Source organism: Asinibacterium sp. OR53 (assembly GCF_000515315.1).
Taxonomy (GTDB): domain Bacteria; phylum Bacteroidota; class Bacteroidia; order Chitinophagales; family Chitinophagaceae; genus Sediminibacterium.
Genome location: NZ_KI911562.1, coordinates 2987668 through 3013696 on the forward strand (window position 1 = coordinate 2987668; position 26029 = coordinate 3013696).

The 26029-nt window shown below is 46.9% G+C and carries 21 protein-coding genes; 17 read left to right on the forward strand and 4 right to left on the reverse strand.

What is annotated here, in order from left to right; genetic code table 11:
* The first annotated feature begins 14 nt into the window (after positions 1–14).
* Positions 15–1523 carry a bifunctional UDP-sugar hydrolase/5'-nucleotidase gene (locus tag SEDOR53_RS17990; RefSeq protein WP_157576819.1) on the forward strand — a complete coding sequence of 503 codons (1509 nt, stop codon included), beginning with the start codon at positions 15–17 and terminating at the stop codon, positions 1521–1523.
* Here SEDOR53_RS17990 and serA read toward each other — a convergent pair.
* Positions 1520–2758: a phosphoglycerate dehydrogenase gene (gene serA, locus SEDOR53_RS0113240; protein ID WP_026770160.1), complete on the reverse strand. Its 1239-nt coding sequence runs from the start codon at positions 2756–2758 to the stop codon at positions 1520–1522. The genes SEDOR53_RS17990 and serA overlap by 4 nt on opposite strands.
* A 115-nt stretch (positions 2759–2873) precedes the next feature.
* On the opposite strand from serA, the gene SEDOR53_RS17995 reads away from it, so the two are divergent.
* The 6 genes from SEDOR53_RS17995 to SEDOR53_RS0113270 all read left to right on the forward strand — a co-directional run bounded on the left by SEDOR53_RS17995 (position 2874) and on the right by SEDOR53_RS0113270 (position 9419).
* On the forward strand, positions 2874–4115 hold the full coding sequence (locus SEDOR53_RS17995; protein WP_051416647.1) for a serine hydrolase: 1242 nt from the start codon (positions 2874–2876) through the stop codon (positions 4113–4115).
* 62 nt (positions 4116–4177) lie between these two features.
* Complete coding sequence (locus SEDOR53_RS0113250; RefSeq protein WP_026770161.1) at positions 4178–6388, forward strand: sodium-translocating pyrophosphatase; 2211 nt, start codon at positions 4178–4180, stop codon at positions 6386–6388.
* Between the two features lie 174 nt (positions 6389–6562).
* Positions 6563–6856, forward strand: coding sequence for a type II toxin-antitoxin system HigB family toxin (locus tag SEDOR53_RS0113255; protein ID WP_026770162.1), 294 nt, complete (start codon positions 6563–6565; stop codon positions 6854–6856).
* Position 6857: 1 nt separating this feature from the next.
* Positions 6858–7214, forward strand: a complete 357-nt coding sequence (locus tag SEDOR53_RS0113260) for a type II toxin-antitoxin system HigA family antitoxin (protein ID WP_026770163.1) — start codon at positions 6858–6860, stop codon at positions 7212–7214.
* An 82-nt stretch (positions 7215–7296) separates the two neighbouring features.
* Positions 7297–7680 (forward strand): BlaI/MecI/CopY family transcriptional regulator, encoded by a 384-nt coding sequence (locus SEDOR53_RS0113265; protein ID WP_026770164.1) that lies wholly within the window; start codon positions 7297–7299, stop codon positions 7678–7680.
* 5 nt (positions 7681–7685) lie between these two features.
* The gene (locus SEDOR53_RS0113270) at positions 7686–9419 is read left to right on the forward strand and encodes a M56 family metallopeptidase (protein ID WP_026770165.1); all 1734 of its coding nucleotides are present in this window, start codon (positions 7686–7688) and stop codon (positions 9417–9419) included.
* A gap of 3 nt (positions 9420–9422) precedes the next feature.
* Here the strand turns inward: SEDOR53_RS0113270 and SEDOR53_RS0113275 are convergent, their stop codons facing one another.
* The 3 genes from SEDOR53_RS0113275 to SEDOR53_RS18000 form a co-directional block, all read right to left on the reverse strand.
* On the reverse strand, positions 9423–10451 hold the full coding sequence (locus tag SEDOR53_RS0113275) for a type IX secretion system membrane protein PorP/SprF (RefSeq protein WP_026770166.1): 1029 nt from the start codon (positions 10449–10451) through the stop codon (positions 9423–9425).
* A 5-nt stretch (positions 10452–10456) separates the two neighbouring features.
* Positions 10457–14860 (reverse strand): T9SS C-terminal target domain-containing protein, encoded by a 4404-nt coding sequence (locus tag SEDOR53_RS0113280; RefSeq protein ID WP_037361291.1) that lies wholly within the window; start codon positions 14858–14860, stop codon positions 10457–10459.
* Between the two features lie 150 nt (positions 14861–15010).
* A complete protein-coding gene (locus tag SEDOR53_RS18000) occupies positions 15011–15673 on the reverse strand; it encodes a WbqC family protein (RefSeq protein WP_051416648.1) in 663 nt (220 codons plus the stop codon).
* A 973-nt stretch (positions 15674–16646) separates the two neighbouring features.
* Between SEDOR53_RS18000 and SEDOR53_RS0113295 the strand changes: the two genes are divergently transcribed.
* The 10 genes from SEDOR53_RS0113295 (at position 16647) to SEDOR53_RS0113340 (ending at position 26023) form a co-directional block, all read left to right on the forward strand.
* Complete coding sequence (locus tag SEDOR53_RS0113295) at positions 16647–17267, forward strand: hypothetical protein (protein ID WP_026770169.1); 621 nt, start codon at positions 16647–16649, stop codon at positions 17265–17267.
* A gap of 63 nt (positions 17268–17330) precedes the next feature.
* Positions 17331–17783, forward strand: coding sequence for an LEA type 2 family protein (locus SEDOR53_RS0113300; RefSeq protein WP_026770170.1), 453 nt, complete (start codon positions 17331–17333; stop codon positions 17781–17783).
* Between the two features lie 51 nt (positions 17784–17834).
* Positions 17835–19466 (forward strand): L-glutamate gamma-semialdehyde dehydrogenase, encoded by a 1632-nt coding sequence (pruA, locus tag SEDOR53_RS0113305; protein WP_026770171.1) that lies wholly within the window; start codon positions 17835–17837, stop codon positions 19464–19466.
* 51 nt (positions 19467–19517) lie between these two features.
* The gene (gene pdhA, locus SEDOR53_RS0113310) at positions 19518–20513 is read left to right on the forward strand and encodes a pyruvate dehydrogenase (acetyl-transferring) E1 component subunit alpha (RefSeq protein ID WP_026770172.1); all 996 of its coding nucleotides are present in this window, start codon (positions 19518–19520) and stop codon (positions 20511–20513) included.
* Positions 20514–20542: 29 nt separating this feature from the next.
* The gene (locus tag SEDOR53_RS0113315) at positions 20543–21241 is read left to right on the forward strand and encodes a tetratricopeptide repeat protein (protein ID WP_026770173.1); all 699 of its coding nucleotides are present in this window, start codon (positions 20543–20545) and stop codon (positions 21239–21241) included.
* The gene (ribH, locus tag SEDOR53_RS0113320; RefSeq protein ID WP_037361297.1) at positions 21241–21720 is read left to right on the forward strand and encodes a 6,7-dimethyl-8-ribityllumazine synthase; all 480 of its coding nucleotides are present in this window, start codon (positions 21241–21243) and stop codon (positions 21718–21720) included. Before SEDOR53_RS0113315 ends, ribH begins: the two co-directional genes overlap by 1 nt.
* Positions 21721–21724: 4 nt before the next feature.
* Positions 21725–22444 carry a (Fe-S)-binding protein gene (locus SEDOR53_RS0113325; protein ID WP_026770175.1) on the forward strand — a complete coding sequence of 240 codons (720 nt, stop codon included), beginning with the start codon at positions 21725–21727 and terminating at the stop codon, positions 22442–22444.
* Between the two features lie 19 nt (positions 22445–22463).
* The gene (locus SEDOR53_RS0113330; RefSeq protein WP_026770176.1) at positions 22464–22877 is read left to right on the forward strand and encodes an EVE domain-containing protein; all 414 of its coding nucleotides are present in this window, start codon (positions 22464–22466) and stop codon (positions 22875–22877) included.
* Positions 22878–22881: 4 nt separating this feature from the next.
* Positions 22882–25221, forward strand: a complete 2340-nt coding sequence (locus SEDOR53_RS0113335) for a TonB-dependent receptor (RefSeq protein WP_037361300.1) — start codon at positions 22882–22884, stop codon at positions 25219–25221.
* A 7-nt stretch (positions 25222–25228) separates the two neighbouring features.
* Positions 25229–26023 carry a DUF4249 domain-containing protein gene (locus SEDOR53_RS0113340; protein ID WP_026770178.1) on the forward strand — a complete coding sequence of 265 codons (795 nt, stop codon included), beginning with the start codon at positions 25229–25231 and terminating at the stop codon, positions 26021–26023.
* Positions 26024–26029 lie beyond the last annotated feature (6 nt).

The following is a 26029-nucleotide window of genomic DNA, read 5'->3' on the forward strand; positions in this document are numbered from 1 at the left end:
TAGAAATCAACTGCATGAAACAATTGCTCATCAGTGTACTATTCTTATCCTTTTTCATCAAAGGCCAAACGCAGGTATCAACAGATACAGCCTGTATCATTCAACTCAACGATGTGTACGAGATCGGTCCGCTCGAAGGCGGCCGTAAAGGTGGCATGCCCCGCGTAGCATCTGTGATCGCCGATGCCAGGAAAAAATACCCCACCCTCGCTGTGTTAGCGGGCGATTTTTTAAGTCCCTCTGTAATGGGCACCGCCCGCCTCGACGGTGAACGCGTAAACGGCGCACAAATGGTAGACCTCATGAACACCGTGGGTATTGACATGGTTACATTCGGCAACCATGAATTCGATATCCCTTATGCAGCTTTGCAAAAAAGGATCAACGAATCGCAATTCCTTTGGATCAGTTCCAATGTGCAGTACAAAGACAGCCTCAATAAACTCTCTCCTTTTTATAAAAATTTGCATGGCTTGCAAGTGCCTTTTGTGCAACACATCGTATGGTCGCCACTCAGCAACTTGCGCATCGGGTTCTTCGCACTTACCATTGATGCCAACCAGCAGCATTTTGTTCAGTATGAGGCGCCCGATGCAGCCCTGTCACGCGAGATCGCGGCCTTAACGGATCAGCAGGTGAATTGCATACTCGGACTTACCCATTTATCTTATAAAGCCGATAGCACCCTGCTCAGGCAACTGCCTGCCATCAGGGGTATCCTCGGCGGACATGAACACCAGCACATGTACGTACCTGTAGAAGACCACTTTGTAGCCAAAGCAGATGCCAACGCCAAAACGGTTTACAAACACCTGGTTTATAAAGACGGCAATGGCAACCTGCAGATACAAAGCACGCTGATAGCGCTCGACAGCAGCATCACAACCGATACCGCTGCCATAGCGCAGGTAAAAAAATGGGAAGACAGGATATACAACTCGTATATCAAAAATGGCATCAATCCCACACACCAGTTGGCCGTTGTTACCACACCGCTGAATGGACTGGAATCGGCTATCCGTTATCACCAAACCAACCTGGGTACCCTCATCACGGAAAGTATGTTGTTGCCTCAACCACATGCAGATGCTGCTATTTTAAACAGTGGTTCCATCCGCATCGATGATATGGTGCAGGGCCCCATCAATGAAATGGATATTGTAAGGATATTACCTTTTGGCGGCGTGGTATGCGATGTGCAAATGAAAGGAAGCCTGTTATTGAAGATATTACAAAGCAACAATGATCGCCTGGACCTGGGCGGCTTCCTGCAAATGAGTAAAAACCTGGTTTACCAGGATAACAACTGGCAGATCAACAAAAAAGCCATCCACCCGGAAAAAACTTATACCATCCGTACATTAGAATTTTTAACCACAGGCGCGGAAAAAGGGCTTGAATATTTCAAGGAAGGTAATCCTGATATCATCCACATTACTAAATATAACACGGCGGATAACCTTTTATCAGATATCCGCCGCTTAGTCATTGATGCATTATCGAAACAACAAGTAGCTTTCTAGTACAGCATCCGTACTTTGATGGTTTCTTTCACGCCGCGCAGCAATTCAAGCGCCTGCTTCGATAATTTCTTATCGATGTCCAATACCACATAACCAATTTCATCATTGGTCTTGAGGTATTGTCCCACTATGTTGATGTTGTTCTTAGACAGTGCAGTGTTGATAGCGCTCAATACACCCGGTACGTTGTTATGGATATGCAGGATGCGATGCGCTCCTTCCACCGGGGGCAATCCGATGGCGGGCACTGTATGCGATCCGTTGGTGATACCCCTTTCGAGGTATTGGAACAATTTCAGGCTCACGTCTTCGCCGATATTCTCCTGCGCTTCTTCAGTAGAACCACCGATATGCGGTGTAAGGATCACATTGGGCAATCCCTGCATGGGCGATTCAAAACGATCACCATTCTTTTCAGGTTCCCAGGGATACACATCGATGGCCGCCCCTTTGATATCTCCTTCCTGTATGGCTACGCTGAGCGCTTTCAGGTCTACCACTTCTCCCCTTGCATAGTTGATGAGTATGGAACCTTTCTTGAAATTCTTGATGACATTTTTATTGATCAGGTTGCGTGTCAGCGAGGTATCGGGAACATGCAATGAAATGACATCTGAATTAGCTACCAGTTCTTTCAGACTCTTGGTAGACTCTGCATTGCCTAATGGCAGCTTTGTTTCGGTATCGTAAAAACGCACTTTCATACCCAGCGCTTCGGCCAGCACACTCAGTTGCGAACCAATATTACCATAACCTACAATACCCAGCGTTTTGCCGCGCAATTCATAACTGCCTTTTGAATCTTTCATCCAGATGCCTTCATGTGCCGCCTTGTTCTTATCGGGTATACGGCGGATAAGCAGGATGCTGGCGCCGATAACCAGTTCCGCCACGCTCCTGGTATTGCTATAGGGGGCATTGAATACCACCACACCGGCCTTGGTAGCGGCTTTGAGATCCACCTGGTTCACGCCAATACAAAAACAGCCGATGGCCTGTAATTTCTTGGCCGCTTCCAATACTTTGGATGTAATGCGTGTTTTCGAGCGGATACCAATAAGGTGTACGTCTTTGATCTCTCTGATCAGGTCTTCTTCACTCAGGGCGCCGGTGAGCTTGCGTACATTCACATAACCATTTTGTTTGAACTGTGCTACTGCTTTGTCACTGATGTTTTCTAGGAAGAGAATATTAATTTTTTCTTTGGGATAACTGGTGCTTGCTTGCTTGTTCATGTTTGCGAAAATAAATGTTATTTCTGTGACTGCCATACGGATAATTTTCCACGGAAGTTGGCCGGAGCCTCGGCGGAGGCTATATTTGCGGCTTTAGTGTAAATTTTAGAATCTAATGTTGCGTACGATGGTCATTGCACTTCTTTCCACGTTGATGATGGCCTGTGGCTCTCCTGCTGCTAAACAACCTGCAGTTGGAGCAGATACCGGGCTTGTTCATACTGTTGCTCCAGTCACCCACCATTTCACCCCACTTACCGACAAGCAAAAAGAATACTATGCGAATGCCATAGAGCCCCTGTACCGCTCTCTACTGCTGCGCACCGGTTTCAACGGAAGTATTTTATTAGCCAAGAACGGAGAAGTGGTGTTCGAGGATTATCATGGCCTCATCAATTTCAAAACTGGCGATAGCATTACGGCCACCACACCTTTCCACCTGGCATCGGTCTCTAAAACCTTTACCGCCACCGTGGTATTACGATTGATGGAACAGGGCAAGCTGTCACTGGATGATCATATAGAGAAATACCTGCCTAACTTCCCATACAATGGTATTACGATCAAAGACCTGCTCTCCCACCGGAGCGGACTGCCCAAGTACGATCATTTCATGACCGATGTGCGAACGGAACCTTATCGCGTTAAAAACAAGCGCGGCAAATGGGTTACCCGTTACCGCAGTTTTAAAATAGCGCCGCAGTTAACCGGTTTCGCTACCAATGAAACCGTATTGCAATACATGATCAATAACCGGCCACCTATAGAAGCTTTGCCCAACAGGCGTTTCAGCTACTGCAATACCAATTATGCCATGCTGGCCCTGATCGTGGAAAAGATCACCGCCATCCCCTTCCCCCAATACATGCAAGACAGCGTATTTACGCCGTTGGGCATGAAGAATACCTATGTGTTCAATATCAAAGACACCGCTAACTATACCCCTTCTTATACACCCGGCCGTCGCCCTTACCCGCTCGAAAAACTGGATTGTGTTTATGGCGATAAAAACGTGTACAGCACGGTGCGGGATCTCCTCGCGTGGGACCAGTCGCTCTACCTGGGCACCCTGGTAAGCCTCCCCACACTGGAGAAAGCCTACCAGCCATACAGCAATGAACACAGGGGCGTCAAGAATTATGGCCTGGGCTGGCACCTGCTGGTGAACCCATCCGAGCCTACCATCGTTTACCATAATGGATGGTGGCACGGCAACAACGCGGTGTTCAAACGCCTGGTGCACGACAGCGCCACAGTGATCATCCTGGGCAATAAATTCAACCCGGCCATCTGGCGGGCGGGCAAAATGAGCTCCGTATTCACCGGGCATGCCGATACCACAGTATTGGAACAATAGCGGTTAACCCCTATTTTTGCTAACTTTTCAATAAACACTACCAAACCAGACTAAAACCTATTATGGACAATGCCTTGTTTTATGCCGTTCCGGCGATGGGAGTTGTGGGCCTTCTCTACACTTTCTTTAAATTCAATTGGGTTTCGAAGCAGGATGCGGGTAATGACCGCATGAAAGAGATCAGCACTTATATTGCCGAAGGGGCTATGGCCTTCCTGAAAGCGGAGTGGAGAATCCTGACTTATTTCGTGATCATTGTTGCTCTACTGTTGGGTGTGATGGCCAGCAGCAATCCACATTCACACTGGTCTATTGCCCTGGCCTTTGTACTGGGCGCCGTTTGCAGCGCCGTGGCCGGTTATATAGGCATGAAAGCCGCTACCAAGGCCAATGTGCGTACTGCGCAGGCAGCCAGGACAAGCTTATCCAAAGCCCTGAATGTATCGTTTACAGGCGGTGCTGTAATGGGATTGGGCGTAGCAGGATTGGCCGTATTGGGACTGGGCACTGTATACCTCATCCTGAAACAAACTTTTGCACCCGGCTCAGCAGCTAATTCTGAAGATATGTTGCGCACCATTGAAGTGCTCACCGGTTTTTCATTAGGCGCTGAATCCATTGCCCTCTTTGCCCGCGTAGGCGGCGGTATCTATACCAAGGCGGCCGATGTGGGTGCCGACCTGGTAGGTAAGGTAGAAGCCGGCATTCCCGAAGACGACCCCCGTAACCCTGCTACCATTGCCGATAATGTAGGCGATAATGTGGGTGATGTGGCCGGGATGGGTGCCGACCTGTTCGGATCTTATGTAGCTACTGTGCTGGCTACCATGGTACTGGGACAAGAAACCATATCAACCGATAATTTTGGCGGATACGCCCCCATCCTGCTGCCAATGCTGATTGCAGGCGTGGGTATTTTGTTCTCTATCATCGGAACTTTCTTTGTGCGCATCAGCGATACAGCCGGCATCAACACTTCTAGTGTGCAGAAAGCCCTGAACATGGGTAACTGGGGATCCATTATCCTCACAGCCATCGCCTGTGCGGGTCTTGTTTACTATATTTTACCTGAGACCATGACTTTGCGTGGGCATGAATTCACCCGCAATGGTGTACTGGGAGCCATCGTAGTAGGTCTGGCTGTGGGTACTTTAATGAGCATTATTACTGAATATTATACTGCCATGGGCAAACGCCCGGTAACGTCCATCATCCGCCAGTCTTCTACCGGTCACGCTACCAATGTAATTGGTGGTCTGGCTGTAGGTATGGAGTCTACCTGCTTACCTATTTTGGTGCTGGCAGGCGGTATCTGGGGCTCTTATGAATGTGCAGGTTTATACGGTGTGGCCATTGCCGCTGCCGGTATGATGGCTACTACTGCCATGCAGTTGGCGATCGACGCTTTTGGTCCGATTGCCGATAACGCCGGTGGTATCGCCGAAATGAGCGAGCTGCCCAAAGATGTGCGTGAAAAAACCGATGTACTCGATGCAGTGGGTAATACCACTGCTGCCACCGGTAAAGGTTTTGCCATTGCCTCTGCTGCATTGACTGCCCTGGCCCTGTTCGCCGCTTTCGTAGGTGTAGCAGGTATCAAGGGTATTGATATTTATAAGGCGAAAGTGTTGGCTTCTCTTTTTGTAGGAGCCATGATCCCCTTCATCTTCTCTTCATTAGCTATCCGCGCAGTGGGACAAGCCGCTATGGCCATGGTGGAAGAAGTTCGCCGCCAGTTCCGCACCATCAAAGGAATCATGGAAGGAACAGGCAAACCCGAGTACGATAAATGCGTGGCCATTTCTACCGAGGCATCTATCAAAAAAATGATGCTGCCCGGCGCTATCGCCATCGTATCTCCATTGATCATTGGTTTCCTGCTGGGTCCCGAACCATTGGGCGGTTTCCTGGCAGGCGCTACCGTAAGCGGCGTGCTGATGGGTATGTTCCAGAACAATGCCGGTGGTGCGTGGGATAATGCTAAAAAATCTTTCGAGAAAGGCGTAGAGATCAACGGTGAAACACACTATAAAAAATCAGAGCCGCATAAAGCTTCTGTTACCGGAGATACTGTTGGTGATCCTTTCAAAGACACTTCCGGACCTTCTATGAACATCCTCATCAAATTGATGTCGATCGTATCATTGGTAATTGCTCCTACCCTGGCGCAATTACATAAATCCGATGCGGAACAGCCTGCTACTACTGCTGTTAAACATGTAACTACACCAAAAGCAGTTACACAGCATAACAACACTGTAGCGCTCAAATAAAGTATTCCTATTCAACAAAAAGCCGCTACATATCCTAATGCAGCGGCTTTTTTGTTTTCGTTTTCTAGCGGTCGAAAATGCGCTCCTTTAACATCATTACCTGGGGACAAATTGTCCCCAGGTAAAATTTCCCATTTTGGGAACTATTTACTATCTTTGATGTAAACTACCTCGTTGAGAATTATAGCTAAAAAGACTTTAAGGGACTTTTGGGAAGAGCATCCGGGCAGTAAACAACAATTACTTTCCTGGTTCCAGGAAGCGGCAAAGGCAAAGTGGACGAGCACAAGACCTATTAAAGCAGCATATCCAAGCGCTAGCTTTTTAGCCGAAAACAGAATTGTATTTAACATCAAAGGCAATACGTATAGACTTGTAGTAAAAATCAATTACGACTACCAGATGATTTGGATAAGGTTTGTTGGCACGCATGCTGAATATGATAAAATAAACGCGAAAACAATATAAAATGAATATCAAGCCAATTAAAACAAAGAAAGATTATCAAGCTGCCCTTGAAAGGTTAGATATCATTTTTGATGCAAAAAAAGGAACTGCCGAAGGTGATGAGTTGGAAGTTTTAAGTGTTCTTATCGACAATTATGAAAATCAGCACTTCCCAATAGGTTTTCCTGATCCCGTTGAAGCCATCAAATTCAGAATGGAGCAGCTTGGATATTCCCAAACCGATTTTGCAGAAGTCATAGGATCAAAAAGCCGCTCAAGTGAGATTTTAAACAAGAAAAGAAAGTTATCACTCGATATGATCAGGCAAATTCATGACATATTGAACATACCAACAGAAGTATTAGTCCAGGCATATTGATAACTGAATTTAGCCGTTTAACGAAATTTTATCGTTTTTTTACGAATGAGGTCGTATATTGCTTACGAATAAAATCGTACAAATGGCTGTTTCAAAGAATATCAAGCCCACTGAAAGTGAGCTGGAAATATTGAGGGTATTATGGGATAAAGGCGCCGCCACCGTAAGAGAAGTGCATGAAGTACTGGCCGAACACAAAGACTCAGGCTATACCACTACGCTAAAGCTCATGCAAATCATGTTCGAAAAAGGCATTGTAAAGCGAGACGACAGCAGTAAAACGCATATCTATCGCCCCAATATCTCACGTGAAAATACACAACAGCAATTTGTAGGGAAAATGATCCATTCCCTCTTTGGCGGTTCTTCTACCCAACTGGTGATGCAGGCATTGGGCAATCATGCACCCAGTAAAGAAGAACTCGAAGAAATTCAGAAAATGCTGGACAATCTTAAAAAACAGTAGTGCTTATGCAACACCTCTTTCAATCTCCTTTTCTGCAGGCATTGGGTTATGCTATTGCCAACAGTTTATGGCAGGCTGCATTGGTGTGGTTGGTGTTTGTGTTGTTGAACAGTGTGCTCAGACTCAACGCCTCCAACCGGTACAAGCTAGCGGTGGCCTCGCAGTTGTTGATACTGGTATGGTTCCTGGTTACTTTACAGTTTTATACAACCCTCTGTAACAATATTGCCACACAGGTGCCGGCGAATGCAGACCGCTGGCAACAGGTAGTGCTGAACAAAGACGGCAGCATGCCTTCCCTTTTTATTGCTGCATTGATCAAAGCCGAGCAATGGCTCCCCTATTTATCGGTTGCCTACCTGGTGCTTATGTGTTTCTTATGTATCCGTTGGGTCATCGGTTATCGCAAAACGCAATTGATACGCAGCACAGGCCTCAGTAAAATGCCCGCACAGTGGCGCATCTTCACGTCCAACCTGGCATTACAATTGGGCATTAAAAGAAAAGTTCAGGTATTCCTGTCCGAAACCATCCATACCCCGCTTACCATTGGTTTTCTCAAACCGTTGATATTAATTCCTGTTGCCAGTATCAACCACCTCAGCGCAGAACAACTCGAAGCAGTGATCCTGCACGAAATGGCACACATCAAACGTTACGATTACCTGCTCAATATCATTTTATCGATCGTAGAGATCAGTCTTTTCTTTAATCCTTTCACGCAATTATTGAGCAAACAGATATGCAAAGAAAGAGAGAACAGCTGCGACGATTGGGTGCTTCAATTCCAGTACAATGCCGCTTCTTATGCAGAGGCATTATTACAAATAGCACGTTTGCAAACGGTACCCGCTGCTTTTGCAATGGCTGCTGCCAATCCTAAACACGATTTACTAGGCCGTATCAAACGCATGATCGACCCGCAGGAAAACCGCTTCAACTATCGCAGGCAATTGCTGGCTTTTGGTATGGTAACCCTCCTGCTCGCATCCATTGCCTGGTTCAACCCGAATAAAGGCTTTACACAATCTTCAACCGGCGGCAAGACGCTTGTTAAAGCACCGCAAGCTCCTTTGCAACCCATTGCAGCCGAGCCGATGACCGTACAAGTAAACAACCCGCTTTTCAATCCCGTATTCTTTCTTTCCGAGCCATTGAAAAAGAAAATAAAGAAAGACATGGAAGTGGCTGCCCGGGAAATACAATCGTCTACTAAAGAAGTGGTAGCTGTTACCCCGGTGGTTTCTGCAGCATTGGAGACCGCTGCGCAGCAACTCAATCAGCAGCTTCAACTGAGTAATATACAACAGGAAGCTGCATACAAGGAAATGGCCAAAGCTGCTTCCTGGCCAAAGCAGATCAACAATGTTGTGGATACCGCTGCCATCTTCGCATCCATCCGTAATATTCCAAAGAAAGAAGAGCTCGACCGTACTTTCCGGAAAATGAAAGAAGACATTGATAAAGCACGCAAAGATTTAAGCTTTCAACTGTCTCAGCAAGCAGCGCAATGTAGTCAGTCTCCAGAAGCGGCCAAAATGCAGCACGAAATGGCACTGGCCCTCAAAGAACTGGAGAAGCTGAACCTCGATAAACTGGTGTCTGTTACCTTGCAGCAAATAAAGATCCCTGAAATAATATTTGCATCCGATAAGAACAGGAAAGAAAAGCAGGTGATCATCAAGGATAAGGCTGCCGATAATAAAAGCACAACAGCCATCATCATGGAAGATCTCTGAAGATCACCATAAATGCCGCGGACACCAATCGCTATAACGGTTACCCAGTAAAAATCCGATCATTATTTCGTGGGTTCCCTTACTCACTGTGTTCAACTGTGAAGTTTGCAGGTCATAAGAATAACCGATATTGATGCTGCGGTTGAGGTTGATGCCTGTCATGGCCGCATAACCATCTTTATAACGGAAAGAACCGCCCAGCCAGATCAGGTCCTGGTACTGCAACTTGAGGTTGATATCAAACCCAAGCGGCAAAGGCGTTACATAACGGACCAACGCCGAAGGCAGGAAACTGATATCGTCTGAAAGCTGCATGCGATAGCCGGCACTGAAAAACAAATGCGGCAATAACTTCCCCTTGTCCAGGTAAACACGGTTATCGGAAAAAGCGATCTGCTGCGGAACGATCTGCTGTGCCGCGATGCCCAGGAAATAATCTCTCGAATACAACCACAGTCCTGCACTGATATCTGGTTTGATGCGGTTGATCTGGCCGCTGCCGGCTACTGCCGGATCAACCGTGGTAGTACCGAAATTCAATTTACTCGCATCCAGGCTCATATTGGTAAAGCCTACGGAAATACCACCGGCAATATTCGTGTGCGGTGAAAGACCTACATGATAAGCATAGGTACCATAAGCGGCGAAGCGGTTAAGCGGACCTGTTTTATCATTCAACAAAGTGAACCCTATGCCATGGTGTGGCTCGGCAGCGACGTAATCGCGCCAGTAAGCAGGGCCGCGCGGGTTCTCTCCACTGGCATGAAAGCTGGTAGCAGTCTCCCTGTCGTAATCGCTTTTCGTAAGCGGCCCCTGTATGGTGAGATAAGTAGTCACCGGCGCATCCTGCAATCCCACCCATTGCATGCGGTGACTGGCTTTTACATCCCAATAATTTTCAATACCCGCCACAGCAGGATTGATGATGTAATTGTTCATGATGTACTGGGTGTAATAAGGCCTTTGCTGGGCCTTTGCAGCAGCCATGCAACAAACCATACTCATCAATACAAATAGCAGTTTCCTGTTCATGCGCGTCATTTAATAATGGTTACCGATCCGGTAACGATTTTTCTCCCGTTCTTGGGATTGATCACATAATAATAAGTAGCCACCGGCAAAGGCTGTCCATTGTAAATACCATCCCATTCTTTATCATATCCCTGCGACCTGAAAACGAGCTGCCCGTAACGGTCATACACTTCTACCGTAGCGCCGGGATAGCTTTCCAGGTAACGGATCTTCCAGGTATCATTGATGCCATCGCCATTGGGCGAAAACGCATTGGGCACATCGATACTCAACAACACTTTAATGAAACTGGTATCGGATACCGAACAGCCGCCCTTGCCGGTTAATACAAGCGTATAAGTAATGTCCGACTTAGGTGTTGACTTCGGCACCGAATCTGTATTGGACGTAAGATAAGTGGCCGGCGTCCAAAGATATTGCAGGTTGGTTCCATATACATATACCGGCCTGAGCGTAGCTGTGCCCCCTTCCAATACATTGATCTTCGAAGGCAGTTTTAATTTCGGATAAGGATCTACGACAACCTGCTGGATAGCCGTGTCGCTCACACATCCTTGCTGGTTGAAGAAATAATAACTGATGTTGAATGTTCCCGAATCGGTAAAACGTTTCAGCGGGTTTTGTAATGCAGAAACATCCCCACCCGAAAGCATCCAGTTCCAGGATATGGCATTGCTGGTGATGCCATTACCCTTATCAGTGAAACGGATCGTATCACCCATACAGGCTTCTGAAGGGCTCGCGATAAACGCCGCCTTTGGTTGCGGGTAGATCGTAGTCAGCATCTGCGTCAATGAATCGATGCATCCGTCTTTGGATGTTAGTTTCAGTTGCACAGGGTAAGGTCCCACTGCACTATAATGATGTGATGGGTTCTTTACCACCGCTGCTGTATTGTTGAAGGGGTCTCCGAAATTCCACAAATAACTGAACAATGCCTGCGAGCCATCGGCAATGGTGGATTGATCGGTAAATTGTCCGTTGCCATCCGGCAAACATATTTTCGGCAATACAAACGCAGGTTTGGGTAACGGGTTTACTTTCACTGATTGTGTGTTGGTGGTACTCACGCAGCCACTGTCTGTTGCTACCTGCAACGATACGGTATAGGTTTGCGCAACCGCATAGGTTACGCCAAAAATAGTATTGTCCAGCCTGTTCGCCGTACTGCCATTACCAAAATCCCATTTCCATTGCCGTATATTGGAATAGTTGGCCAATGAACTGTCAACAAAAGAAACCGCGTTCTTCTCACACTGCAAACTGCCTACATTCCATTTAGCCACAGGCGAAGGCCATACGGTTATGTTCTGCGTGGCCGAGTCGCGGCAACCTTTGTCAGACACTGCCAGGTATTGTATGGGATAAGTACCTACGCCTGCCATTTTGGGATCGAAGAGTCCGCTTGCAATATTGGCAATGCCATTGCCACCGAAAGAAGGGCTCCCCGCTGCATTCGATACGCTGTTGTTGTATGAAGCCTGTGTGATGAGCCTTGCAGATGCATCATAACAAATACCGGGTAAAGTACCGAGACTCACTTTCGGACTCGCATTCAGTGTAACCGTTTGCGAAGCCTGGCTCCTACAGGTAGAAGAAGTAGCGCCTGAATAAGCTTTGAGTATAATGGTAAAATTCTTCGAAGCAGGCGACTGGAAATTAGGATACAGATGCTTGTATTTTTTAAATCGAACCGGTGTTGAATCCACTGTTTTCTGTGAAAGATCATTCTGATCCCAATAGATCTCTATAAAGCTGAGGTTACCGAAATCAACAAAAGAGGTATCGATAATTTCCACCTGCCGGTTGCTGCACAATGTATTGCTGTTGCTCACCGTAAAACCTGCATCAGGGTTACTGCCATTCACCGTAAAGTTTTGTGTAACGGCAGTAGTACATCCATTGGAGGTAACCGTGAGGTTCACTTTATAATAACCATAGTTCCTGTATCGCACCGATGGGTTCTTTGCCGTACTGGTAGTGATATTGGGTCCTGGTGTTACCGGAGGTGTTCCTGCATTGAATTGCCAGTTATAGGTAAAACCGGCAGCAGTACCATCTGCTACTTTTGACGTATCGGTGAATTGTGCCAGTGCATCGTTCAAACATATTTCAGGCATCACAAAACCGGGTACAGGATACGCGTGAATGGTAACAGGTGTTGCAGGTGTGAACAGGTCGCTTTTACAACCAGCGCTGGTGGTTACCTGCAGGGTAACGTTTTTCTTTCCGTATGCCGGGTAATTGGTCGTTTGTTGTGCCCCTGTGCTTGCGGTCAAAGGCCCTGCCGCATTGTCGAGGTCCCAGGTCCATTGTGTAATGGTTCCTGTTTGCACTGTAGAGGCATCGGTATACGTAATGTTATCATTCACACAGGTAACGGCAGGATAGGTAAAACCGGCAACGGGTTTGGAAGAAAGGTTCACGGTATTGACCGTTTCGGTTGAACTGCATCCGATGCCGGAGACCGCTTTCAGTTTGATGGTATAACTGGCCGGCGTACTGTATTTTTTCGGAGTCAGTAAAGCAGTTGAATTATCCGCAGTAGTACCATCTCCAAAACTCCATAGCCAGCGTGTAACAGCACCATTCGCGGTAGTGCTTTGGTCGGTAATATAAACCGAGTCTGTTACGCAGCCGCTTTGAGTGGTGGTAAATTGGGCCACCGGCAACGGATTCACACTAACGGGAATGGTAAACAACTGGCTGGTGCTGCCGCATCCATCGGGTGAGTTGGATGTGGTATATACTTTAATCGTATCACGCAAAGCAGCTGTATTGGCCTTACTGAACGTATAATTCTGTTTGGAGCTGTAGTAGTAAAGTGTTTGTCCGCTGGCAGCGCCCGTGCTGTCGTAAGCAGGTGCATTGGCAGGACCAATGGGCGTATTCGGACTAATATTGGGTGCCGCAGAGAAATCCCACAAAATACTTCCCGGCTGAAAATTGAACGGCACTGAAAACTGGAAAGCGGTATTGACACAGGTCACGGCTGAATCCACTACGCCATAAGGATTGCGGAACGAAGCCACTTGTGTAAAGTCGCGGATATTGGTTCCTGCATTATACCCATAACTTTCCGCCGATCCAAAACCATATGCAATGGCATTGAAGCCTGTATCGGAATACAAAGCATGCGACCCTGAACTCACAGACATGATGGCGTAGGCATAGTTTGGATCCTGCGGATGCGGCTGGAAACTCGATGCCATGGAAGTTCCATCGAGTGTAAAACTGTTGACGCCTTCTTTTTTGATGATGACGTTGATATAACTCTGCAATATCTTGTACAGGGTGGCCGAATACAAAGTGATCTTGTTGATGGTTTGTTCTACCGGGCTGAGATAGATCATTTCAGGATCACCATAAGGAAAGCTATTGGGATTACCCTCCTGTCCTTGTGTGGTACAATATTGCGCTACCAGTACGGGTTTATCTGATTCAATGAGATTGGGTGCTGCCGGATTATAAACAGGCAGGTTGCTGTTCTTGAATTGATAATAAAAACCGTTGATCAGTGTAGATGGCGACAGCTGAACCCCATTGAGTTTAACAACAGTAGTCGGATCGGTTACACAAACCCGGAAAAAATTATTAGGTTGCGAGCCTGTAGGTGCAGTCAGGTAACGCTTACCCCAAGCTACTGCGGGAAATGCCTGCGCAAAAAGATTATCAGCAGAACCCGTCGCCGATCCTCCGATGCTGATCTTACCGGCACCGGAGAATACCGCGATCTTTTTACATCCCCCGCTCCCGTTACTGCTGATGGAACGTATTCTCGAACCGGTAAGGTCGGTCCCCTGGTTGCCACTGGTTGTTCCCATGACGTTATAGATCTGTCCCTGGTTCAACGTAACGGTAAAAGGAATGCCTGCCGGTTTCCCGTTTTTATTTGCGGCCGTGGGCGTTATTTCAACCGTTGTATTGTCTTCCGTTGCCACTACGAAGAAGAAAGAGTTGGCATAAGACTGGTTCGACGATTGGGTATAATTCACCGAATAATAATCTTTACCCAGGGTATTGGTAGGAAACAAGATAGATGCCCCGGAAACACTTGCATTATAAATATGCGCATAAGCCACGATGGGTGCATCGCTGGTAATATGTATGCCTGTATTATAAAGCCCCGCATCTGCTATGCGGCAATCCTGGCTGCCTGTTTTGGGAAGTGTATAAGAAACCGTTATCTGGTTTTTGGGAACGAAATATTGTTGTTTGTAACCAACCGCAGGGATTTCCACTGTTACGTTGGCATCTTTATCGGAAGTAAAATACAATACCATTTCCTGCGTGCCACCGGTAACCAGGGGCACTCCATTGGAGCCGGCCATACTTACATGGTAGCCGTATCCCAGCCAAAAATCTTTCCCTTTATTGGAATAATCCTGCGTATAGGCCTTTAGGGCCATGCATAAGAATAAAAGCAGCAGTCGGTGTTTGGTCATCGGCAGCTCAATGGTTCAGTTCATTAACAAAACGAAGCAGGGCAGATACAGTTCTTACGCAGTAGGATATGTGGGACGGATATTAAAATTAAGGGGAAAATCTATTCAACTACTTTAAATCTTTGCTCCGGGGAAAAAATTACTGTTCTGGAGCAGCAGGCGGGCTTGGGGACCGGTACAACACAACAGGTCCAGGACCGACAGGTTGGGCTGGAACCCGATGCGGTCTTCAAACACCTGGGTGTACACAATGGGGTGAGGACATCTCTCGGGCGACTGGAAATTTTTAGGCATGAAATACCCCCTCAGGTCAATGGCTCGCGGATCGATGGGGTAGTCTGTTTCCCGGTCGAGGACTTCCCATGACTTTTCCAGTCCCGTTTGTTTGCATACCCATTCCAGTATTTCCAGGTTCATGTCTGCCAAAAAAACCGGCTGCTTTTTGTAAAAAGCTTCCAGCCAATCGCGGTAAAATTCAAAGAAAGGGGAACGTCCATAACAGGATTCAATCGTTCGCCAATGTTGTAGTTGCCAGTCGGTAGCGTAACTGATCTTCACATCCTTCATCGGCTGGCGCTGCGACCTTCCTTTCTGCAGGGGTACCGACAAATGCACCAAACCATTGCTGCCTGCCACCACGCACCTGTTGCGGAAACTCATCTTTTGATAGGTTTCGCATAGATCAATTTTTATATCTTTATTGAGAAACAAAATATTTATCCAATTAATTGTTGGAAAATATTGGCTTTCAATGATTATTAATTCATTTTTTCCCATACCTCTACTTATTTCACCACAAGCTGTAATAGATGCGTTTTGGTTCTAAAATACTATCATAATTTACTAAAACAAATTATCATAATTAATTGATTATAAGCAGTTTAATTTCTATTTATTTATGCTAATAAAATGAGCGAACAAAAAATCGTTCCGTTTCCTTCATTTTTCTAACTTTCTTAGTAATAAAAAGAGCAATAACTGCGGGAATTATATGCCGCTTGGCACAGATCAATTCCTAAGGTGTTAGCCGATAAAGATAGAAGCCGGGTACACTCCCCTAGTACACATTCTTTGCACAAGTCGTTGGTCAGGTTTATAGGATTCTCCTGCTGGAAGCTTCCATGGGTTGGCCCAGTTCTCCAGGTTCCTACGCAAATGATCTCGGCGAGTTGGCTGGGTTTCCCGGCTTTATGTACAGAACAGTTCCGCGAGTTGGCCGAGATTCTCGGCTTTATATACAGATCAGTTCCGCGAGTTGGCCAGGTTTCTCGGCTTTATGTACAGAACAATTCCGCGAGTTGGCCGAGATTCTCGGCTTTATGTACAGAGCAATTCCACGAGTTGGCCAGGTTTCTCGGCTTTATGTACAGAACAATTCCGCGAGTTGGCCGAGATTCTCGGCTTTATGTACAGAGCAATTCCACGAGTTGGCCGAGATTCTCGGCTTTATGTACAGAACAGCTCCACGAGTTGGCCGGGTTTCTCGGCTTTATTTACAGAACAGCTCCGTGAGTTGGCCGGGTTTCTCGGCTTTATGTACAGAGCAGCTCCGCGAGTTGGCCGGGTTTCTCGGCCAACATACAAAACGCTTCTGCATCCTGGCTGAATCTCCCGGCTTTGTAGATAAAAGATTGCCGCCAGCAAGTGTAGATGTTCTGCTCAATATTAAAAAGTACTATATTTAATAATGTATTCAACTCTACAATAATTAAACAATGTCGCACCTGTTTGCTGAAGAAAAACATTGACTATGAAACTACTTGCATCCTACGTACCCAAAGCCGACGGACAACTGGTCATTTGGGCCAACACTTACAAAGAAAAGCTAGGCTCAATAGGCGCCGAATTGGGTTTGTCTGCCACCGTTATTGCAGAACAACAGGCAACCGCTCAAAAACTCATCGACAGTATTAGAAAAGCAGCCTTGAAAAGGGTGGAAATGAAAGAAGCTACGTCAGCCAAAGAACTGGCCAAGCGAACCGATTTACAGCTCATTCGCTCAATGGCTGCTTATATTAAGGCCATGCCTGCTTATACGCCCAGTATGGGTTTGGAACTGGGTATTGTTTCCCCGAGCCAGATGGTGGATGAAAATGAGGTAAAGCCTATTATCACACCAGTTTCTTATACAGGTTATGTAAGCATTGGTTTTAATAAACAACGCATGCTGGGAATCAGGCTGTACAGCCGCTTAAAAGGAGAACAGGAATGGAACCTGCTGCGTACCGTCCGGAGACCTCCTTTTATAGACAAAACCCCACCAAGAGAAGAAGGTAAACCCGAAGTGCGGGAATACAGGGCCATCTGCTTCGATGGGTTTAAGAATAAAGGCCATTGGAGCGATATCGTAGCTGTTGTTCACGGAGGATGACAGGTTGTAACTTAAGATTTCATTTTGAGTGACTTGCCATAAGTTTGCTGCAAAACCAGTGTTTTGAAAAAGTTACGCCCCTTTGTTTTCCTGGTAGCCATCAGTTGCTTATTCGCTTGCGCAAAACCCCAGGCTTTTGATTATCGGGATGTCAAAAATGTGAAAGTGGAGAGCGTGGGTTATGACCAGACAGCCCTTACGATGGACCTGGTGTACTACAACCCCAATCATTTTGGCGTTAACCTGCAAAAAGTAGATTGCGACGTTTATATCGATAACCGTTACCTGGGAAAATACCAGCTCGACACGTTGATGCATATCAGCCGTCTTTCAGAATTCACCCTTCCTTCAAAGATCATGGTAGACATGAAGACCGTTTTCAAAAATGCCCTTACTTTTCTTTTCAATAAAGAAGTACTGGTGAATGTAAAAGGAACTACCCGTGTAGGCAAAGCAGGTATCTATACTACCATCCCTTTCAACTACGAAGCCCGGCATAAAATCGAGCTTTTTTGAGCCTGTCCGAATTCGTAACTTTGCCATCGCTAAAACTATAAAATACCTAACATGAGTCTTGGTTATTTCTCTTATCCCATGCCTGTCAATGAGCCCGTACTGTCTTATGCCCCGGGCAGCAATGAAAAGAACGCGTTGAAAAAAGCCCTCGCCGACCTGAAGAAAAAAGAACTGGATATCCCCATGTATATCGGCGGCAAAGCAGTGAAGACCGGTAAGAAAATAGCCATCCATCCGCCGCATGAAATTGCCCATACCCTGGGCCATTTTCACATGGGAGAAGAAAAACATGTGAAGCAAGCCATCGACGCCGCGCTGAAAGCCAAGGAAGACTGGGCTGCCATGAGCTGGGAAAACAGGGCGCATATCTTTTTAAAAGCAGCCGATCTTTTAGCTACCAAATACCGCTACCAGATGAATGCCTGCACCATGCTCGGGCAGAGCAAGAACGCTTACCAGGCCGAGATCGACAGCGCCTGTGAGCTGATCGACTTCTTACGTTTCAATGTGCATTTCCTGAGTGATATATATAAGCAACAACCTATTTCCGGTCCGGGTATGCACAACCGCCTCGAATGGCGCCCGCTGGAAGGATTCGTGCTGGCTGTTACACCTTTCAACTTTACCGCCATCGGCGGTAACCTCCCCACTTCTGCAGCCATGTGCGGCAACGTGGTAGTATGGAAGCCTGCCAATACACAAATCTATTCAGCGCAGATCTTCATGCGCATCCTCAAAGAAGCCGGCCTGCCCGACGGCGTGATCAACCTGATTTATGTAGACGGTCCTACTTTGGGTAAAGTATGTTTCAGTCACCGCGATTTTGCAGGCGTACATTTCACCGGCTCTACAGGTGTTTTCAATTCCATGTGGAAGACCATCGGCGAAAACATCCCCAAATACCGCACGTATCCGCGCATCGTTGGCGAAACCGGCGGTAAGGATTTTGTGATCGCGCATAAGAGCGCCGATGTAGATGCAGTGGTAACTGCGCTGGCCAGGGGCGCTTTTGAATTCCAGGGGCAGAAATGTTCTGCCGCTTCCCGCGCTTACCTGCCCAGTAATATCGCTGAACAGGTCAAGACCAAACTGGTTGCCGCCATTCAAAGCATGAAAATGGGATCAGTGGAAGATTTCAGCAACTTCATCAATGCGGTGATCGATGAAAAAGCTTTCAACAACATTGCCCGGTATATTGATAATGCTAAGAAAGACAAGAAGGCCAAGATACTGGTGGGCGGTAAATACGATAAAAAACACGGTTATTTTATAGAACCTACTGTTATTGAAACCACCGATCCAAAATATGCTTCTTTGTGTGAAGAGATATTCGGCCCTGTACTGACCATCTATACTTACGATGCCGACGAATTCGAAGCGGCCCTCGACCTGGTGGACAATACCTCACCTTATGCACTCACCGGCTCCATCCTTTCGCAGGACAGGGCCGCCGTTGAGCTGGCTACGAATAAGCTGCGCAATGCTGCGGGTAATTTCTATATCAACGATAAGCCTACCGGCGCTGTGGTAGGCCAGCAGCCTTTTGGTGGCGCACGCGCCTCTGGTACGAACGACAAGGCCGGCAGTATGCTGAACCTCTACCGTTGGCTGAGCGCCAGAACCATTAAAGAAACTTTTAATCCGCCGGTGAGTTACGGCTATCCCTTTATGCAGGAAAGCTAAAGAGGATTGAACCCCTAACTTCCTTATATTTGCCCCTCAAAATTTCGTATAGTGGCTACAAAATTCTCCAAAGAAACCTACCTGTACTGGTATGAGCTGATGCAACTGATCCGCCAGTTTGAACTGAAAGCGGAAGAAATGTATAAAATGGCCGGTAAGATCCGTGGCTTTTTCCATGCTTATGTTGGGCAGGAAGCCATTGCCGCCGGTTGCATGACCGCTACGCAGCAGGACGATCCGTTCATTACCGCTTACCGCGACCACGGTCTGGCCCTGGCCAAAGGCGTAGCGCCCAATGCCTGTATGGCAGAGCTCTACGGTAAAGCCACAGGCTGCGCCAAAGGGAAAGGGGGCAGTATGCACTTCTTCAGCCTGGAGCATCGTTTCTTCGGTGGCCACGGTATTGTAGGGGCACAGATCGGAACAGGCGCGGGACTGGCTTTTGCAGAAAAATACAAAGGCACCAATAACGTGGCGCTTTGCTTCTTTGGCGATGGCGCCGCCCGCCAGGGTATCCTGCACGAGACTTTCAACCTGGCCATGCTGTGGAAACTGCCGGTGATATTCATCTGCGAGAATAACAACTATGCCATGGGTACTTCTGTAGAACGTACCAGCAACGTAATAGATATTTATAAACTGGCCGACGCTTACGAAATGCCGGCTGATATGGTAGATGGTATGACCCCTGAAAATGTGCACGAAGCCGTTGCCCGTGCCGTGAAAAGGGCCCGCCAGGGGGATGGTCCTACCCTGCTGGAACTGAAAACCTATCGTTATAAAGGGCATTCTATTTCCGATCCGCAGAAATACCGTTCCAAGGAGGAAGTAGATGAATACAAAGATCAGGACCCCATTACGAAAGTGAAAACCACCATCCTGTCTAATAAATACGCTTCTGAAGAAGAACTGAACGCGATCGATACCCGCATCGGTGCAGTGGTGGATGCCTCTGTTAAATTCGCCGAAGAAAGCCCCTGGCCCGATGAAAGCGAAGTACTGAAAGACGTGTACCTCGACCAGCAGTATGAATTCATTGTTGACTAACTCTATCTTAATTACAAATCAATTTTTCCATGAGCGATAAGCACGAACACGAATTGAGTTCTGAACACCACGAATCACTGGTACGCCTGCAAAGCACCTGGCAACGCATCCAAAAGCCGGTGATGATTGCAGTAGCAGCCATCGTTATCATTGGCGGAGGCTGGTATGTTTACCAACAATATATCGTTAAACCCAAAGAAGAAAAAGCATCTGAAGCGCTGTTCAAAGCGCAGGAATATTTTGCCAAGGATTCACTGAACCTGGCGCTGAACGGCGATGGCCAATACAAAGGCGCCTTGTATGTTATCAATAATTTCAGTGGTACCAAAGCGGCTAACCTGGCACATTATTATGCCGGCGTAAGCTACCTGCGTTTGGGCGATTTCAATAACGCTGTAAAGTACCTGAAAGATTTTTCTACCGGTGCCAAACAGATCCAGCTCATGGCTTATGGCTGCCTGGGTGATGCTTATGCAGAACTGAACAAAAAAGACGAAGCCATCGAATCGTACAAAAAAGCGGCTTCCACTTTTGAGACCGATGAAAGCAATTCAGCAGAATACCTGTTCCGTGCAGCCCTCCTGTCTGAAACCACCGGCAAAACAAAAGAAGCGCTGGAACTGTACAAAGAATTGAAAGATAAATTTCCCCGTACCGATAAAGGTTTCCAGGCCGATAAATATATCTATCGCCTGAGTATTGATAAAAACGATTTCAGTGTAAAATAATGGCTACACCAGGAAATACCACATTGAACAAAGGCATCCCCTCCATCAAGGATGCCTTTGTTGTTATTGTTAAAACGGAATGGAACGCCTCCATCGTGAATAAACTGGAGGCTGGTGCAAAGAAAATGCTCAAAGCACAGGGCATCGATTGTAAAACCCTTACCGTGCCCGGCGCTTTTGAAATTCCTTTCGCTGTTAAAAACCATTATGCTTATGCGGCAACGCCTCCCGACGCTTATATCACACTCGGCGCCGTGATCAGGGGCGATACCCCGCATTTCGATTATGTATGCAAAGCCGTGACCGACGGCGTGCTGGAACTGAACCTCATGCTCGACGCACCCGTTATCTTTGGTATACTCACCGTAGATAATGAAGAACAGGCCAGGGAACGCATCGGTGGTAAGCACGGCCACAAAGGCGAAGAAGCGGCGGTTACCGCATTGAAGATGATTGCCCTCAACCGCAAACTAAAATAAACGCATGAACGTTCAAATCTTTGTACCCTGTTTTATTGACCAGCTTTACCCACAGGTAGCTTTTAATATGGTGAAGGTATTGGAGAAAGCAGGATGCAAAGTGCGTTACAACGATAACCAGACCTGTTGCGGTCAGCCCGCTTTCAATGCCGGCTTTTGGGGTGAAGCCAAAGAAGTGTGCAGCAAATTCCTGAAAGACTTTGAAAGCGCCGATTATATCGTAGCCCCCAGCGCCAGTTGCATTGGATTCGTGCGGAATTATTATGAAAAGCTGTTTGAAAACACCTCCCAGCATTCACGTGCAAAAAAGATCGGCAACCGGGCTTTTGAATTATCCGATTTCCTCGTGAATGTGCTGCAGGTAGATGACCTGGGCGCCAGCTTTCATGGCAAAGCCACTTACCACGATAGTTGCGCGGCATTGCGCGAATGCAAGCTCAAGCAGGAGCCCCGGCAATTGCTGAGCAAAGTAAAAGGACTGGAACTGGTAGAAATGAATGACGTAGAAACCTGCTGCGGTTTCGGCGGCACTTTCGCCGTTAAGTTCGAACCCATCAGCATCGCCATGGGCGATCAGAAGATCACCAATGCAGTTACCACGGGTGCAGAATATATCATCAGCACCGACATGAGCTGTCTCATGCACATCGATGGTTGCAACAAACACAAAAACGCAGGTTTACAAGTATTACACCTGGCTGATGTGCTGGCCAGTGGATGGTAATTTTATTTATTTTTATTGTATGAACTACTGGCTGATTAAATCGGAACCCTTCAAATACAGTTGGGAGCAGTTTGTCAAAGACAAAGAAACATTTTGGGATGGCGTACGCAACTATGCAGCACGCAACCACCTGCGCACGATGAAGAAAGGCGACCTGGTTTTCTGGTACCATAGTAACGAAGGCACCGAGATCGTAGGTATTGCCAAAGTAATAAAAGAAGCCTACCAGGACCCTACCACTACAGAAGAAGCATGGGTAGCCGTAGATTTCAAACCACACAAAAAACTGAAAAAGCCGGTAACCCTCGTACAAATCAAGGCCGACAAACGTTTGGCCAATATGGCACTTGTGCGTTTGGGGCGTTTATCGGTACAGCCTGTTACCGAAGCCGAATGGGCGATTGTTATGGAGATGGCCGGAGAGATAATTTAGCCCTATGACTGCTGTAACCAAAAGAATACTTACCCTGTTTTGCCTCTTCTCCGTTTCTTTATTGAATGTTGTTTATGCACAGGACCGATTCACTGTCAGTGGTATCGTCAAAGACAAAAGTACCGGGGAAGTACTCATCGGCGCAGCAGTAAAAATAGAAGAACTGAATACCGGCACTACTACCAATGCTTACGGTTTTTATGCCATCAGCGTTAAGCCGGGAACGCATACGCTGAATGTGAGCTTCCAGGGTTACCAGCTCTTTTCACAAAAAACGGAGCTCCGCGCCGATCTGCGCAACGATATAGAATTAATGCCCGTGAGTACGGTATTGAATGAAGTAGTGGTCTCTTCCAAAAGAAAGAACGAGCATATAGCCAAACCGGTTATGGGTGTTGAAAAACTGAACCTCTCCGAGATCAACCTGTTGCCGGTATTATTGGGTGAAAGAGATGTACTCAAAAGTATTCAACTGCTTCCCGGCATTAAATCGGCGGGTGAAGGCAATAGCGGTTTTTTTGTGCGCGGCGGAAGCGCCGATCAAAACCTGATCCTGCTCGATGAAGCGCCTGTGTACAATGCCTCTCACCTGCTTGGCTTCTTTTCTACTTTCAATTCCGATGCGATCAAAGACGTGAGCGTTTACAAAGGCAGTATGCCTGCCCAATACGGTGGTCGCTTGTCTTCTGTGGTAGACATCAAAATGAAAGACGGGAACAGCAAGGACTACAATGTAAGCGGTGGTCTCGGGCTGATCTCTTCCCGCATCAACATAGAAGGGCCTATTGTAAAAGACAAAGGTTCTTTCATTATCAGCGCCAGGCGCACGTATGCCGATCAATTCCTGAAGCTCTCAAAGGATACGACTGTTAACAACAACAAGCTCTATTTCTACGACCTCAACCTCAAAGCGAATTATATGCTGGGCAAGCGCGACCGTCTCTACCTCTCGGGCTATTTCGGCAGAGATGTATTGGGCTTTGCCGAAACATTCAAAAGTGATTGGGGTAATACCACCGGCACTTTGCGATGGAACCATATTTTCAGCCGGAATCTTTTTTCCAATACATCGCTCATCTACAGCAATTACAATTATGTGATCAAGATCAAATCGGGCAAGCAATTGCTCACCATCAACTCTAAAATAGAAGACCTCAACTTCAAACAGGATTTTGATCTTTTCCTCAACAATAACAACAAATTGAAATTCGGGGCCAACGCCATCCTGCATACCAATTCTCCTGGCCGGGTTACCTCAGACGATTCTGCATTTACAGGCAATAAAGTACAAAACAAAAAATCACTCGAATCGGCCGTTTATTTTTCTCACGAGATCAAAGCCAGCGAGCGGCTCAACCTGATTTACGGGTTACGGTTATCGAACCTGACCGTGCTGGGTCCCGGTAATTTTTATACTTATGATACGGCAGGCAACACTACCGACACGATGCGTTACGGTCCCGGAGCTACCGTTGTCAGCTATTGGAACCTCGAGCCCCGCATATCGGCCAGTTACCAGTTGAATGAACGCCGTTCTATCAAAGCTTCTTACACACGCAATGTGCAGAACCTGCATTTTTTAAGCAATACCACCACCAGCAGTCCTACCGACCTATGGTTGCCCAGCACCAACAATGTGCAACCCGAAACAGCCGATCAGTTTGCCATTGGTTATTACCAAACATCTGCAAACGATCAATACGAACTGACAGTTGAAACTTATTACAAATGGATGCAGCACCAGATCGACTATAAAAGTGGCGCCTTATTAAGGGCCAATGATAATGTTGAAAACCAGTTATTATATGGTGTAGGCAGGGCTTATGGTATTGAATGGTTGCTCCGAAAAAAATATGGCAGGCTGAGTGGCTGGGTGGGCTATACCCTCTCCAAAACGGAACGCCGCTTCGACCAGATCAACAACGGACAATATTTCCCGGCCAGGCAGGATATTACCCATGATATTTCTGTAGTGGGTATTTATAAATTATCAGACCGATGGACATTGTCGGGCACATGGGTATACAACACCGGCAACGCCGTTACTTTTCCTTCCGGCAAATACCATGTAAACGGACAAACCGTTTTCGTATACACCGAGCGCAACGGATATCGCATGCCACCCTATCACCGCCTCGATATAGCTGCTACTGTTGAAAACAAGAAAAACAAGAGCAGGCGTTATCAAAGCAGTTGGACCTTCGGTATATACAACCTGTATGGTCGTGAGAATGCCTATACCATTACTTTCCAGGATGACCCCGATCACCCGGAAAAAACACAGGCTTTACGAACGGCTTTGTTCAAATTCATTCCAAGCATTACCTGGAATTTTAAATTCTGATGATCACATGTCAATTTTTGCAAAATATACATACCGCCTGTTGATACTGTCACTCCTTTTTGCTTCCTGTAAAAAAGTGATCGATGTGAATTTAAATAATGCGCCTTCACAGGTTGTGATTGAAGGGATTGTGAACAACCAGGGGCCTGCCAGTGTCATCATTACCCGGTCGGTCAGGTTCGGCGACAATAACAGCTTCCCTCCTGTTTCGGGTGCGGTTGTAAAGGTCCGGGACAATGCCGGCAACAGCTATCAATTGCTCGAAACAACCCCGGGTGTTTATACGCACCCCAATGCTGTTGGTGTTCCGGGCAGGACTTATTCCTTACAGGCCATCATCAACCAGGTTAGCTATACCGCTAGTTCTACCATGCCATACCCTGTAAATTTCGATACACTGACGACCGACCAATTGGCTTTCGGTAATAAAGTGCTCAAAGTGGTTCGCCCATGGTTCAGAGATCCTGATACGCTGGGTAACAATTACCAGTTCCTTGAATACGTGAACAGGGCGCTGGTGCAGAACATTTATACATGGAATGATTACATCAACAATGGCGGCGTTTATTACAGGCCGCTCATCTATCAGGCAGAAGATAAACATCGTGATATTGTATCCGGCGATACGGTTACCGTTGAAATGAGGTGTATCGACAAAGCTGTCTTTACCTACATGCGCGCCCTGGCAGATCTCAACACCAATAATATTACACCTGCCAATCCGCCCAGTAACCTGTCTAACGGCGCATTGGGTTATTTCAGTGCACATACCAGCCAGGTTAAATCGGTGAAGATCCCTTAAAGGCTG